This window comes from Comamonas sp. 7D-2, from assembly GCF_022749555.1.
Classification (GTDB): domain Bacteria; phylum Pseudomonadota; class Gammaproteobacteria; order Burkholderiales; family Burkholderiaceae_C; genus Comamonas; species Comamonas thiooxydans.
On the sequence record NZ_CP094238.1, the window covers coordinates 3778854 to 3792313 of the forward strand.

Below are 13460 nucleotides of genomic sequence, written 5' to 3' on the forward strand. Positions count from 1 at the left end.
TGCCCAATTTGACCGCTAAGGCCTAGCCAGTATCGGCAGTATTTAAAGCAGCACCAGCATGATGGCGCCTGCTGCGATACAGAGCAATCCGCAAAAGCGCAGCTGCCCATCCCTGAGTTGCAGCAACTGGGAAAACAGCTGGCGCCACAGCCCGGGCGCGAACAGGGGCAGCAGCCCCTCCAGCACCAGCAACATGGCGATCGCCAGTCCCAGGATCTCCCACCAGTCCATTGCCATCTCCCAATAGAAAATGGCCCTCAAGGGGCCATTGCTTGTATCGTTGTCAGAGCTTTCCGAACTTGCGCAAACAAGGATGCACAACAGGCATTTCTATCGGCAAAACACCATGCCTGATCCGAATTTGCGCAAGCCAAGGCCTATTTGCCAGCGGAGCCGCCACTGCGATAAGCCTTGAAGAAGTCGCTTTGCGAAGGATCTAACACCAGCACATCGCTCTTCTTGGAGAAGCTCTCCTTGTAAGCATCCAGACTGCGATAGAACTGCGCAAACTGCGGATCCTTGCCAAAGGCTTCTGCGTAGACCCGTGCCGCTTCAGCATCGCCCTCACCCTTGATCTTCTGTGCATCGCGGTAGGCATTGGCAATGGTGATGTCACGTTGACGGTCGGCCTCGGCGCGAATCTTTTCACCCTCAGCCGCGCCTGTGGAGCGCAGCTCGTTGGCCACGCGCTTGCGTTCGGCCTCCATACGGCGATAGACGGACTCGGTGATGGTCTCGGCATAGTCCACGCGAGTGATGCGCACATCGACGATGTCGACACCCCAGGGCTTGGAGCCGCGCACGGTTTCCAGCACTTCACGCTTGACGTCGGCCATCAGCGTTTCACGCTTGGAAGACAGCAACTCACGCACGGTACGGCGGTTGATCTCTTCCTGAAAGGCATTGCGCACCACGCGGTTGAGCTGCATGGCACCGGCAGATTCATCCAGACCCACGTTACGGATGTATTCCGAAGGCTCGGAGATGCGCCAGCGCACATACCAGTCGATGACCACGCGCTGCTTTTCAGCCGTGAGCATGGGCTCGGTATCGGTGCTGTCGAGCGTCAGCAGACGCTTGTCGATGTAACGCACGTTCTGCAGCGGTGGCGGCAGCTTGAAGTTAAGCCCGGGCTCGGTGATTACTTCCTTGATCTGACCCAGCGCATAGACCACACCGAACTGACGCTGATCCACGACAAACAGGGTCGAGCTCAGCAAGGCCAGCACCACGAGAATGCTGGTGACAAAAAATCCGATTCGATTCACTGCATTCTCTCCTAGCGTGCGTCACGGTCACGGCTGCGCGCATCGCGGCTGCGGGCATCACCGGCTGGATTGGGTACTACACGTACGTTGGCTGGAGCCGAAGCTGCGCCGCCGGCAGCTGCATCACCCGACGCAGCAGGAGCAGCGGCGCTGCCACCCACGTTTTGCATGATCTTGTCCAGAGGCAGATACAGCAGATTGGAGCCCTGGCGCGACTCCACCAGAACCTTGGTCACGTTGGTGTAGACCTGCTGCATCGCATCGATGTAAAGACGGTCACGTGTGACCTGAGGAGCCTTCTGGTACTCGGAATACAGCGAACTGAAGCGTCCGGCATCACCCTGAGCCTGGGCCACGATCTTGGACTTGTAGGCAGCAGCCTCCTCACCCAGACGCGCCGCTGCACCCGCAGCACGGGGCACCACATCGTTGGCATAAGCCTGGGCCTCATTCTTGGCACGCTCACGCTCCTGACCAGCCTTGAGCACATCGTCAAACGAGGCCTGCACCTGCTCGGGCGGCCGCACGCCGCCTTGCTGCATATTGATGCCCACCACCTCAACGCCCACCTTGTAGCGATCCAGAATGGACTGCATCAGATCGCGCACTCGCGGCGCGATCTGGTCACGCTCCTCAGCCAGAGCCGCGTCCATCTTCATCTTGCCGACGACTTCGCGCACAGCGGACTCTGCCACCTGGATCACGGCCTCGGAAGGACTGCGGCTTTCGAACAGCCAGGCTCGCGCATCGCTCAGTCGGTACTGCACGGCAAACTTGATCTCGACGATGTTCTCGTCCTCGGTCAGCATTGCCGATTCACGCAACCCCGTGCTGCGCACGATGTTGTCGCTCCCCACCTCCGCAGAGCGAATCTGCGAAACATAGACCAGCTCATGCTTTTGAACGGGATAAGGCAGGCGCCAGTTGAAGCCAGCTCCCACGGTGCTCTTGTACTTGCCGAACTGCGTGATGACGGCCTGCTGGCCTTCCTGCACGATGAAAAAGCCCGTACCCAGCCAGATCAGCACAGCCACGCCGGCAATCAGGAAAATTCCTTTGCCGGGGTTGAAAGGCTCGCCAGGCTGACCGCCGCTGCGGCTGGGCGGCACACCACGGCCGTTGCCGGAGCCACCACCAAACAGGCCGGAAAGCTTGCGATTGAGATCACGCCACACCTCTTCCAGATCAGGCGGCTGGCCTTGCTGAGGAGAGGAAGGACGGGGTCGCTGCTCGGGTGCGGGCGGCATCGGAGGACGCTCCCCTTCGGGTGCCGAGCCGTCCGGCTTGGAGCCATCTTCGTTGTTGTTGTCGCCACGACCCCAGCGCGGATCGTTCAAATTGAACATCCCGCGAATGCGTTGCGGCAGCACCGCCAGGCGATGGACGCGTTGTGAAAAATTCATGCGAGACGTCTCTGTGTTTTCAAAAAGACATGGACCATGGCAAGCATTGTGCCCAATAGGAACGCAAGCCCCTAGTATTGCGCGTCGTCATCAGGGGACATCCAGTACGTATCGTCCTGCCCCTCGACTTCTTCGCGTGCCGCCTCTTCACGTACCTGCAAAACCCGGTCAGCCAACATCTGCCGCAGCTGCGCCAGCCCCTGCCCCGAGCGAGCACTGACAAACACACGCGGCACCGGCGTGCCATCGAGCTCATACATATCCTGCAGCATGGCAGGCTGACGCTCGGGCTCAATGGCATCCAGCTTGTTGAAAACCAGAATCTGGGGCACATCATCGGCCCCGATTTCACCCAGAACTTTTTGGACTTGTTGTATTTGTTCGGGGAATCCGGGGTTCGATGCATCCACGACATGCAGCAGCAGATCGGCGTCAATCGCCTCCTGCAAGGTGGCCTGGAAAGCATCCACCAGACCGTGCGGCAAGTCACGAATAAAACCGACGGTATCCGACAGGGAAACCGACTCCTCGGCCTCCGCCAGATACATCTGCCGGGTGGTGGTATCCAGCGTGGCAAACAGCTGATCTGCGGCATAGGCGCGAGCCTTCACCATGGCATTGAACAGCGTGGATTTGCCGGCATTGGTATAGCCAACCAGGGAAATATTGAAAACTTCGCGACGCGAGCGCTGACGCCTCTGCGTAGAACGCTGCTTCTTGACCTTTTTAAGGCGCTCCTTGGTGCGCTTGATGGCATCGTCAATCATGCGGCGGTCAAGCTCGATCTGCTTTTCACCGGGGCCGCCACGGCCACCGATACCGCCAGCCTGACGCTCCAGGTGACTCCAGCGGCGCACCAGGCGCGTGCTGATGTATTGCAGGCGAGCCAGCTCCACCTGCAGTTTGCCTTCATGGCTGCGTGCACGCTGGGCGAAGATTTCCAGGATCAGCATGGTCCGGTCGTTGACCGGCATCTGGATATGGCGCTCCAGATTGCGCTGCTGCGCCGGGCTCAGAGCCTGGTCGAACCAGACTTCCTTGGCGCCGTGCATCTGGGCCAGCATGCGGATCTCATCCGCCTTGCCACTGCCCACGAACAACGCGGGATCGGGAGCTTTGCGCTTGCAGGTCAAGCGCGCCACGGGTTGCAAGCCAGCAGTCTGTGCCAGCAGGCCCAGCTCTTCCAGCTCGTCATCGAAATGGGGAACACCAAAATCCACGCCCACCAGCAGCACTGGCGCAGACGCGGAACGTTCAAAGGATTCAGAACTCAAATACCTGTCCCGTAGGGTAAGAGCCGCGCCGGACTAGCCGGCGGGCATTGACGCAAGAAAGCTTAGGCAGCAGCGGCGTCGTTGTCAGCCGGAGTAGCGGCCGAGAAGTTCACGGCGCGACCGGGAACGATGGTGGAGATGGCGTGCTTGTATACCATCTGGGTCACAGTGTTGCGCAAAAGCACCACATATTGGTCGAACGACTCGATTTGGCCCTGCAGCTTGATGCCGTTGACCAGATAGATGGAGACCGGCACATGTTCACGACGCAGTGCGTTCAGGAACGGATCTTGGAGGAGTTGACCTTTATTGCTCACGATATTCTCCGTGTTCGAAGAGTGTTGTTGTAAACCGACACATTACCACAGGGCCCGGGAAAAACAGCGAAAAGGGTTTTCCCGTAGGCACCAGCAGACAGCTATTAATCCTTGTCGGCGTAAGGATTATGGGAGGTTTTCAAGTCGATGCGCAACGGGGTGCCGACAAGATTGAACTCCTTGCGGAAACGGCCTTCCAGAAAGCGCTTGTACGCATCGGTGACCAGTTCCAGCGAGTTGCCATGGATCACGATGATGGGCGGGTTCATGCCACCCTGGTGGGCATAGCGCATCTTGGGACGATAGGCCCCCACCTTCTTGGGCGTCTGGAACTGGATCGACTCCATAAGAATGCGCGTCAGCACAGGAGTAGGCATCTTGCAGGTGGCTGCACGATGAGCCTGGATGATGGATTTCCACAGCGGCTCGAGACCCTGGCGCTTTTGTGCCGAGATGAAGTGCAGCGGCGCAAACTTCAGGAAGGACAGGCGCGTCTCGATGGAGCGCTCCAGCATCTGACGCTGGTAGTCATCCACGGCATCCCATTTGTTGATGCCCAGCACGACCGAGCGGCCGCTTTCCAGGATATATCCCGCAATATGGGCGTCCTGGTCGGTCACGCCTTGCGTGGCATCGATCAGCAGCAGCACGACGTTGGCACCTTCGATGGCTTGCAGCGTCTTGACCACCGAGAATTTCTCGATGGCTTCGAACACCTTGCCCTTGCGGCGCAGACCTGCGGTGTCGATCAGCTCGAACTTCTGGCCATTGCGCTCGAAAGGCACCGTGATCGCATCGCGCGTGGTGCCGGGCATGTCAAAAGCCACCAGGCGCTCTTCACCCAGCCAGGTATTGATCAGCGTGGACTTGCCAGCATTGGGACGACCTGCCACCGCCAGACGCACGGGCTTCTGATCTTCCTCGCCAAAGACCTCGTCTTCAGGCTCAGGCAGATTCAGCAGACCCAGGGCTGCATCGACCAGGCTGCGCACACCCTGACCGTGGGCGGCAGACACGGGCACGACCTCACCGAGGCCCAGTTCATAGAACTCGGACAGCTGCACGCCATCCTTCATGCCTTCGGCCTTGTTGGCCACCAGAATGGTGGGCTTGCCCAGACGGCGCAGGTAGTTGCCGATCTCGTGATCCTGACCGGACAGACCGGCACGCGCATCAAGCACGAAGATCACGACATCGGCTTCCGCCACGGCTTGCTGCGTCTGCTTGGCCATCTCCTTGAAGATGCCGCGCGATGCATCCGGCTCGAAGCCGCCCGTATCGATGACGATGTACTCATGCTTGCCCTGACGGCCCTGGCCGTAATGGCGGTCACGCGTCAGCCCTGCAAAGTCGGCGACGATGGCATCCCTCGACTTCGTGAGTCGATTGAACAGCGTCGACTTGCCCACATTGGGGCGCCCTACCAGGGCAATAACTGGCTTCATTCCAAAAACAACCTATCAATCCGGCTTGAAGCCATACACAGTTCCGCTTCGGCTGACGATCACCAGAGTATTGGCGGCGACAACCGGGGAAGTGGCAACTCCTGCCTTGTCAGTTTCCAAACGGGCCAGTGCAGAGCCGTCTTCACGCGAGAGCATATGCACTGTCCCCAAATCATCGGCCAGCACCACGGAGCGGCCCAGCACCAGAGGTGCCGTCAGCTTGCGGTACTGCAGCTTGTCTATGGACCACAGACGCTGACCGTCTGCACGATTCCAAGCCTGTACCGTGCCGTTGCTTTCGGCGCCAAACACGGCCTGCTCGTCGCCAGCCACGCCATCGCTACCCTTGGAGGTCTGCGTCCAGCGCACATTGGCCGTGCTCACATCCACGCACCCCACCGAGGCCTGGAACGCACGTGCGCAGACACTGCTGCCCACACGGCTGACGGGACCGACCAGATCCACCAGTCGCTCCACATCGTTGGTCCCGCGCGGTGCGGCCAGAGGAGCCATCCAGCGCACCGAGCCATTGTCAGGATCAACACCTGCCAGACGTCCGGACACGCCTACCACCAGATTATTACCAACGGCCTGCAAAACGCCTGGCTGGCGCAAAATAAGCGGTTCATTGCTGGGGCCTTCAACCGACCACAGCTCACGACCCGTATTGGCATCGAAGGCCGCCAGAGAACGGTCCGCCGCCATCACGAACACGCGGCCGCCAGCCACCAGAGGCGGCGTATAGACTGCGGCAGTCAGATTGTTCTTCCACAGCTGCTTGCCTTCGGCAAACACCATGAGCTGGTTGCTGCGTGTAACCACCGCCGTGCGCTGTCCGTCGCTGCCCACGCCGGTGGTCAGCGGCTCGCCCGCACTGAACTTGCCCAGCTGGCTGCCGGTATTGCCATCAAGCGTCGTAACGCTGCCATCCTTGGTGACCACGGTGACGGTATTGCCTTGCACCAGCGCAGGCATGGCCAGAGGCACTTCGTTGCCGAGCTTGGCCGACCAAGCCTGATGCACTGCGATCTTGCCCGGATTGGCCCCCAGGTCCAGAGGCTTGGGCTTGTCCTTGCCGCCGAACATGGAGCAGGCAGCCAGCGACGCGGCCACAGCAGTCAGCACCAGCACACGGGCTGCGGATTGCGCTGCGGGGGCAGCGAACTTCACTTGATGGGCAAAAGTCTTCAAGATTATTTCTCCGACGGCGTTGTCTTGACCAGGGTTGCGGCTTCAGGAGCCACGCCCAGCGCGTTCAGCTTGAATTCCACCAGATGGCGGTAGTCCAGATCCTTGTCCAGTGCCTTGTAGGCAGCCTGGTACTGGGCAACCGCCTCAGCCTGCTTGCCCAGCGCCACATACAGATCGCCACGGCGATCAGCCTGCAGACCGGCATAGGACTCGGGCATGGCCGCCTCAAGCACCTTCAGGCCTTCGTCATAGCTTTTTTGCTGCTCCAGCACGGAAGACAGACGAATGCGAGCGAGGGCCTTGAAGCTTTCATCGCCCTTGTCGGCCACCCAGCTCAGCTGAGCCTTGGCGTCATCGAGCTTGCCGGCATCCACTGAGGCCTTGGCCATCAGCAAAGCCGTCTGGGCGGCCTGCGCAGTGCCCGCGTACTTGTCCCGCAGCTCGCTGAAAGCCTGGTCTGCGCGCGCCGCATCCTTGGCCGTCAGCGCTTCGTCCACGGCGAACTCCAGGGCCGAGGCCTGGGTGGCCTGACGCTTTTGCCAGTACTGCCAGCCGTTCCAGCCGGCCAGTCCGAGAAAGACCACGACCAGCACGCTGGTGATCAGAGTTCCCCAGGAATTCCAGAAATGCTTGAGCTGCTCAATTTGCTCTTGTTCTTCAAGATCGAGATGATTTGCCATGGCTACTTAGATTGAGTGGAACGCTGGTCGGAAAACGAGGTGCGGAAAATCAAACCGCCGATTTTAGGCTGCCGGCCCACAAGGCCACATCCGCCAGAGCTTGCTGCACCTGCTGGCCTTCGCCGTCGCGCAGCGACTTCACGGTCACCTTGCCCTGGGCCAGCTCGTCGGAGCCGAAGATCAGGGCAAAGCGTGCACCCGAGCCATCGGCCTTCTTGAACTGGGACTTCATCGAGCCCATGCCCTCGGCCGAGCCGCCGGCCGCTGCATGCATCTGAACCGCCACACCGGCTGCACGCAGCTGCTGCACGGTCTTGAAGACCTGAGGCAGCACCGAGGCGTCGGGAATGATGGCGTAGACATCGGCTGCGGGCTGGGGAATCTCTACCCCCACCTCCTTGAGCACTTCGAGCACGCGCTCCACACCCATGCCCCAGCCCACGGCCGGAGCGGGTTTGCCGCCGATTTCCTCGATCAGATAGTCGTAACGACCGCCGCCGCAGATCGTGCTCTGCGAACCCAGCTTGTCGGTAATGAACTCGAACACCGTGAGGTTGTAGTAGTCCATGCCGCGCACCAGACGCGGGTTCAGGCTCCAGGCCACGTCGTTGGCATCCAGAATGTCCTGCACGGCCTTCAGATGCGCCTTGGATGCATCGCCCAGATAGTCCATCAGCCTGGGAGCTGCGTTGACCATTTCCTGCATGGCAGGATTCTTGGTGTCCAGCACGCGCAGCGGGTTGCTGTACATGCGGCGCTTGGCTTCCTCGTCCATCACCTCTGTGTGCTGCTCGAAGTAGGCAATCAACGCCTCGCGGTGGGTCTTGCGCTCCTCGGGCTGACCCAGGCTGTTGAGTTCCAGACGCACGCCTTCAATGCCCAGCTCTTTCCAAAGTTGAGCGGCCAGCAGAATCACTTCGGCATCCAGCTCGGGACCGGCAAAACCCAGGGCTTCCACACCGACCTGGTGGAACTGGCGATAGCGACCGCGCTGGGGTTTTTCGCGCCGAAACATCTGACCGATGTAGAACAGACGCTTGCCGCCTTCATACAGCAGATTGTTTTCCACTACCGAACGCACCACGCCGGCCGTACCTTCAGGACGCAGGGTCAGATGCTCGGCCTGGCCATGCTTATCTGCCCGGTCCTCAAAGGAGTACATCTCCTTTTCGACGATATCGGTCACCTCGCCCAGGCCGCGCACGAACAGGGCCGTGGGCTCGACGATGGGGGTACGCATATTGCGATAGGCAAAGCGGCCCATCAGATCGCGCACCTTGGCTTCAAACCACTCCCAACGCGCCGAATCGGGTGGGAGAATGTCGTTCATGCCTTTGACGGCGGTCAGTTTTTCGTTCTTGGCCACGTGAAGTCTCACACTTGGGTTACTAGCAAAACAAGAGCATATTGCGCATGGCAATCATGCCCTTCAACTAGAAACCTAATTCAAATCCATACAGATAGTGCGCAAGCAGCTATCAATTCCAAAGTCTTGGCTCGCTGGCATTGTGCCAGCAAGCGTAATCACCACCCGCATGCCGGGCCGCTGCAAGCGTTCGAGTCGCTCAGGCCTTCAGGCCGTAGCGGCGCTGCACATATTCCAGCACCAGGGTCTGGAACTCCTCGGCGATATGCTCGCCGCGCAGCGTCAAGGCCTTCTCGCCGTCAATGAAAACGGGCGCCGCTGGCGCTTCGCCGTTGCCGGGCAGGCTGATGCCGATATCGGCATGCTTGCTCTCGCCGGGGCCGTTGACGATGCAACCCATCACGGCCACCTTCATGGCTTCCACGCCAGGAAACTGGGTGCGCCAGACCGGCATTTCACCACGCAGGAAATCGTCGATCTTCTTGGCCAGTTCCTGGAAGGTGGTGCTGGTGGTGCGGCCGCAGCCCGGGCAGGCGGTGACGCTGGGCACGAACACGCGCAGGCCCAGAGCCTGCAGAATCTCGGAGGCCACCACGACCTCCTGCGTGCGCGCTTCACCGGGCTGGGGCGTGAGCGAGACGCGAATCGTGTCACCAATGCCCTCTTGCAGCAGCACCGACAGCGCAGCCGTCGATGCCACCGTGCCCTTGGTGCCCATGCCGGCCTCGGTCAGACCCAGATGCAGCGCATAGTCGCAGCGGCGCGCCAGCTCGCGATAGACCGAGATCAGATCCTGCACGCCGCTGACCTTGCAGGACAGGATGATGTTGTCGGGGTTCAGGCCGATGTTCCTCGCCAGCTCGGCCGAGCTGATGGCCGAGGTGATCAGCGCCTCGTACATGACCTGGCGTGTCTCCCAGGGCATCTCGCGACGGCTGTTCTGATCCATCAGATCGGCCATGATTTCCTGGTCCAGCGAGCCCCAGTTCACGCCGATACGCACGGCCTTGTCGTACTTTGCAGCGATCTCGATCATCTGGCCGAACTGCTTGTCCTTTTTGTCGCCCTTGCCCACGTTGCCGGGGTTGATGCGGTACTTGGACAGCGCCTGGGCGCAGTCGGGGTAGTCGGTCAGCAGACGGTGGCCGTTGTAGTGAAAGTCCCCCACCAGCGGCACATATTCGCCCATCCGGTCGAGCTGCTCACGGATATAGGGCACGGCCGCCGCCGCCTCGGGCGTGTTCACCGTGATGCGCACCATCTCCGAGCCGGCCTGGGCCAGCTGGCGCACCTGAATGGCGGTTTCAACCGCATCCACGGTGTCGGTATTGGTCATGGACTGCACGCGCACGGGCGCATCACCCCCGACAGTGACCACGTTGTTGCGCCACACCACACGGGCCTGGCGCGATTTGCGCGGCAGCGGGCTGGCGATGGCTATCGCCTGGCTGAGCTGCTGCGAGCTTTGAGAATCTTGCACTCTTGTTTACCTCGAACGGTTACTTCACCTCGAAGCGAGCCACATTGTCGCGTGTGCTCGAGATATCGAAGGGTTCGCCACGTACCGTCACCTGCGTGCCCTTGGCATTGCCCACAATCACCGACAGGGGCAACTGGCCTTCGGCAGTCGCAGATTCATCCTTGGACAGGGTCTTTTCCAGCACCACCTTGCCGGCTCCGTCCCTGACCTTGACCCAGGACTGGCCGGTATTCACCTTCAGCACCAGCAGGCCGGCAGCGCCGGTCATAGGCACAGCCGCATCGGCTGCCGGGGCTGCGGTTTGGGCAGCTGTCGCAGATGCGGGAGCGCTTGCTGCAGTTCCGTCGCCTGGCATGCTGGCAGCAGCAACCGACACAGACTCTGTCACTGCCGCCGCGGGTGTGGCAGAACTGCCCTGTGCGCCGCCCTCGGCCTGGGCAAGCGGTTCTGCAGCCGGCGCGCTCACCACTGCCGTCTGGCCGGACTGGGCCTGAGCCGGCACTGGCGCGCCTGCCCCATCGGGGCCGTCCACCATCTGCTGGAATGGCACAAAGTACACGGCAGCGGCAGCTGCCAGCAGAATCAGCACGCCTGCCGCAATCTTGCGAGAGCTGCTGTTGCCGGAGTCCAGCGGTGTACCCGTGACCTTGAAGCTGCTGCGCACCTTGACGGTCTCGTTGATGCCTGGACCCGCATTGGCAAGGCTTTTGATCTCGCTGCGTGGCAGCTTGGCCAGCACCGATTCGGCATCGATATGCAAGGTCCGGCACATTCCCATGGCCAGAGCACGCATGAACACATGATCGGGAAAGGCCGCATAGTCATCGGCCTCCAGCGCCTCCAGCTTGTGCTGTGGCACCTTCAATGTCGCAGCCATCACGGGCAACTGCATCCGGGCTGCTTCCCGTGCCTGACGCAACAAGACTCCGGCCGTGGCCTGACCCTGAGTTGGCACCTGCTCTTCGCTTTGCATAGTTTCCTCTTCCACCGCAGCCTCATTCATTGAAAGCTCCACGTTCATAGGCCAGCCACTGACGCGATTGAGGAAAACGCTCGCGCAACTGATCGGCCTGTTGACGCACTCCAATGTCGTCGTGCAATGCCCTGTCTATTTTGATCCCCAGCCAGAGGCTTTCCGCACTGGCCTGATTGCTATTGTTATTCAAGCGCCGGATGTAGAACTGCGCCTTCTTCAGATCACCTTTGAGCCAAAGCACATTTGCCAGGTTGTAGCCTGCGGCGGGGTTGCCCACATCCATCTCGTAGGCACGAAACATGTTCTGGTAGGCCTGCTCCAACTGTCCCGCCTGCTGGTAGCACATGCCCTTGGCCAGCAGGGTCCTGGGCTGTTCACGGTAGCCCGGAGCCTGCAAGGCTCTATCAAACCACTGCTGGGCTACGTCGAAATGCTTTTGCTGGCATTGCATCCAGCCGTAATTGTGAATCTGGTTGCCGTCGCGCGGATTGAGATCCACGGCCTTGCGCATGGCGATCTCCGCCTGTGTCCAGTCCTGGTTCTGCATGAGGATCAGGCCCAGCAGGCCGTATGCATCGGCGTAATCGGGCTTGGCAGCCAAGGCCTGCCCTACCTCGTCCATGGCCACATCCAGGCGCCCGGCCTGAAAGTAATTGGCAGCCAATTCCAGGCGAATCTGGGCACGGCGATTGGCATCGGCGACCTGGGTCCCGGCCGTGCCAACCACGGAAGTCTGGGGCACGGACGTAGAGGAAGTGGTGGTGGTCGTTGTCGAAGTACAACCCACAAGTGCCGCGACCGCAACCGGTACCCCCCACCGGGCCAACAAGCCCCAATGTTGCCAAACCGGTCGCTGTACCACTGCCCTCATTGATTGTCCTTTATTCAAAACTCCGTCAAGACACCTGCTTGAGCGGGATAGTACGCTGCTTGGCCATGCGCTCGGCAGCGCGAGTTCTGTCCTTCACATCGCCCGCGAGCTGACCACAGGCCGCATCGATATCGTCACCACGGGTCTTGCGCACCGTGGTCACGATGCCGGCATTGCTCAGCAACGTAGCGAACTCGGTCACACGGGCCGAAGGCGAGCGCAGCAGACCCGAAGCGGGGAAGGGATTGAACGGGATCAGATTGAACTTGCACCAGCTCTTGCCATCGCCGCGCGCGCGCACCAACTCTATCAGCTGGCGCGCATGCTCAGGCTGATCGTTAACGCCGTCGAGCATGCAATATTCAAAGGTGATGAAGTCACGCGGCGCGAACTCCAGATAGCGCTCGCAGGCGTCCAGCAGCTCGGCAATCGGGTACTTCCTGTTCAGCGGCACCAGGTTGTCACGCAGCGGATCATTGGGCGCGTGCAGCGACACAGCAAGCGCCACGGCGCAGTCCTGCGACAGTCGGTCCATCATGGGCACCACGCCCGAGGTGGACACCGTCACGCGACGACGCGACAGGCCGTAGCCATGGTCGTCCAGCATCACGCGCAAGGCAGGCACCAGCGCACTGTAGTTCTGCAAAGGCTCGCCCATGCCCATCATCACCACGTTGGAGATGATGCGATCTTCGGTGCCGAAGCGCTTGCGCAGCGAATGCTCGGCATACCAGAGCTGGGCAAGGATTTCGCCGGTATTGAGGTTGCGACTGAAGCCCTGATGCCCCGTCGAGCAAAAGCGGCAGCCCACGGCGCAACCTGCCTGGGACGATACACACAGCGTGCCTCGGTCGTCCTCAGGAATGAAAACGGATTCAACGGCATTGCCGTCACCCACATCGAACAGCCACTTCACGGTGCCATCGGCAGAGACATGCTCCGTCACCACAGGCAAAGCGGTAATGTGGGCCCGGCTTTTGAGCTTTTCGCGCAAAGACTTGGCCAGATCGGTCATCTGGTCGAAATCGGATGCGCCACGCTGGTGAATCCAGCGGAACAGCTGCGTCGCACGGAAACGCTTCTCCCCGAGCTGCTCGCAATAAGCGGTCAGTCCTTCGAGGTCAAAATCAAGCAAATTAGTAGTCATATCGGCATGTGGCGAGGCGTCTTGCGAACGGTGTTTGCCACG

13 protein-coding genes are annotated in these 13460 nt (G+C 60.6%); all 13 read right to left on the reverse strand.

Features of this window, described 5'->3' with window-relative positions; all coding sequences use genetic code 11:
* Positions 1–42: 42 nt before the first annotated feature.
* The 13 genes from MPZ60_RS17320 to rlmN all read right to left on the reverse strand — a co-directional run bounded on the left by MPZ60_RS17320 (position 43) and on the right by rlmN (position 13418).
* The gene (locus tag MPZ60_RS17320) at positions 43–231 is read right to left on the reverse strand and encodes a DUF2065 family protein (protein WP_012839168.1); all 189 of its coding nucleotides are present in this window, start codon (positions 229–231) and stop codon (positions 43–45) included.
* Between the two features lie 146 nt (positions 232–377).
* Positions 378–1268 (reverse strand): protease modulator HflC, encoded by an 891-nt coding sequence (hflC, locus tag MPZ60_RS17325; RefSeq protein ID WP_003063801.1) that lies wholly within the window; start codon positions 1266–1268, stop codon positions 378–380.
* Between the two features lie 11 nt (positions 1269–1279).
* Positions 1280–2671: an FtsH protease activity modulator HflK gene (hflK, locus tag MPZ60_RS17330; RefSeq protein ID WP_034359349.1), complete on the reverse strand. Its 1392-nt coding sequence runs from the start codon at positions 2669–2671 to the stop codon at positions 1280–1282.
* 71 nt (positions 2672–2742) lie between these two features.
* Positions 2743–3906 (reverse strand): GTPase HflX, encoded by a 1164-nt coding sequence (gene hflX / locus MPZ60_RS17335; protein WP_182287255.1) that lies wholly within the window; start codon positions 3904–3906, stop codon positions 2743–2745.
* A 101-nt stretch (positions 3907–4007) separates the two neighbouring features.
* Positions 4008–4262 (reverse strand): RNA chaperone Hfq, encoded by a 255-nt coding sequence (hfq, locus tag MPZ60_RS17340; protein WP_012839170.1) that lies wholly within the window; start codon positions 4260–4262, stop codon positions 4008–4010.
* A gap of 104 nt (positions 4263–4366) precedes the next feature.
* Positions 4367–5707 (reverse strand): ribosome biogenesis GTPase Der, encoded by a 1341-nt coding sequence (der, locus tag MPZ60_RS17345; RefSeq protein WP_012839171.1) that lies wholly within the window; start codon positions 5705–5707, stop codon positions 4367–4369.
* Positions 5708–5722: 15 nt separating this feature from the next.
* The gene (bamB, locus tag MPZ60_RS17350; protein ID WP_052057692.1) at positions 5723–6898 is read right to left on the reverse strand and encodes an outer membrane protein assembly factor BamB; all 1176 of its coding nucleotides are present in this window, start codon (positions 6896–6898) and stop codon (positions 5723–5725) included.
* A gap of 2 nt (positions 6899–6900) precedes the next feature.
* Positions 6901–7578 (reverse strand): tetratricopeptide repeat protein, encoded by a 678-nt coding sequence (locus tag MPZ60_RS17355; protein WP_034359353.1) that lies wholly within the window; start codon positions 7576–7578, stop codon positions 6901–6903.
* Between the two features lie 49 nt (positions 7579–7627).
* Positions 7628–8944 carry a histidine--tRNA ligase gene (hisS, locus tag MPZ60_RS17360; protein WP_012839174.1) on the reverse strand — a complete coding sequence of 439 codons (1317 nt, stop codon included), beginning with the start codon at positions 8942–8944 and terminating at the stop codon, positions 7628–7630.
* 199 nt (positions 8945–9143) lie between these two features.
* On the reverse strand, positions 9144–10424 hold the full coding sequence (gene ispG / locus MPZ60_RS17365) for a flavodoxin-dependent (E)-4-hydroxy-3-methylbut-2-enyl-diphosphate synthase (RefSeq protein WP_034359355.1): 1281 nt from the start codon (positions 10422–10424) through the stop codon (positions 9144–9146).
* A gap of 19 nt (positions 10425–10443) precedes the next feature.
* Positions 10444–11427 carry a helix-turn-helix domain-containing protein gene (locus MPZ60_RS17370; RefSeq protein ID WP_052057693.1) on the reverse strand — a complete coding sequence of 328 codons (984 nt, stop codon included), beginning with the start codon at positions 11425–11427 and terminating at the stop codon, positions 10444–10446.
* Positions 11420–12271, reverse strand: coding sequence for a type IV pilus biogenesis/stability protein PilW (gene pilW, locus MPZ60_RS17375; RefSeq protein WP_224648526.1), 852 nt, complete (start codon positions 12269–12271; stop codon positions 11420–11422). Before pilW ends, MPZ60_RS17370 begins: the two co-directional genes overlap by 8 nt.
* Positions 12272–12296: 25 nt before the next feature.
* Positions 12297–13418, reverse strand: coding sequence for a 23S rRNA (adenine(2503)-C(2))-methyltransferase RlmN (gene rlmN, locus MPZ60_RS17380; protein WP_034359357.1), 1122 nt, complete (start codon positions 13416–13418; stop codon positions 12297–12299).
* Positions 13419–13460 lie beyond the last annotated feature (42 nt).

What these genes read in the sequence shown, in the direction of transcription:
- MPZ60_RS17370 (WP_052057693.1), bottom strand. Translation starts at nt 11,427, where the DNA reads ATGAATGAGGCTGCGGTGGAAGAGGAAACTATGCAAAGCGAAGAGCAG.
- rlmN (WP_034359357.1), bottom strand. Translation starts at nt 13,418, where the DNA reads ATGACTACTAATTTGCTTGATTTTGACCTCGAAGGACTGACCGCTTAT.
- der (WP_012839171.1), bottom strand. Translation starts at nt 5,707, where the DNA reads ATGAAGCCAGTTATTGCCCTGGTAGGGCGCCCCAATGTGGGCAAGTCG.
- MPZ60_RS17355 (WP_034359353.1), bottom strand. Translation starts at nt 7,578, where the DNA reads ATGGCAAATCATCTCGATCTTGAAGAACAAGAGCAAATTGAGCAGCTC.
- pilW (WP_224648526.1), bottom strand. Translation starts at nt 12,271, where the DNA reads ATGAGGGCAGTGGTACAGCGACCGGTTTGGCAACATTGGGGCTTGTTG.
- MPZ60_RS17320 (WP_012839168.1), bottom strand. Translation starts at nt 231, where the DNA reads ATGGACTGGTGGGAGATCCTGGGACTGGCGATCGCCATGTTGCTGGTG.
- hflK (WP_034359349.1), bottom strand. Translation starts at nt 2,671, where the DNA reads ATGAATTTTTCACAACGCGTCCATCGCCTGGCGGTGCTGCCGCAACGC.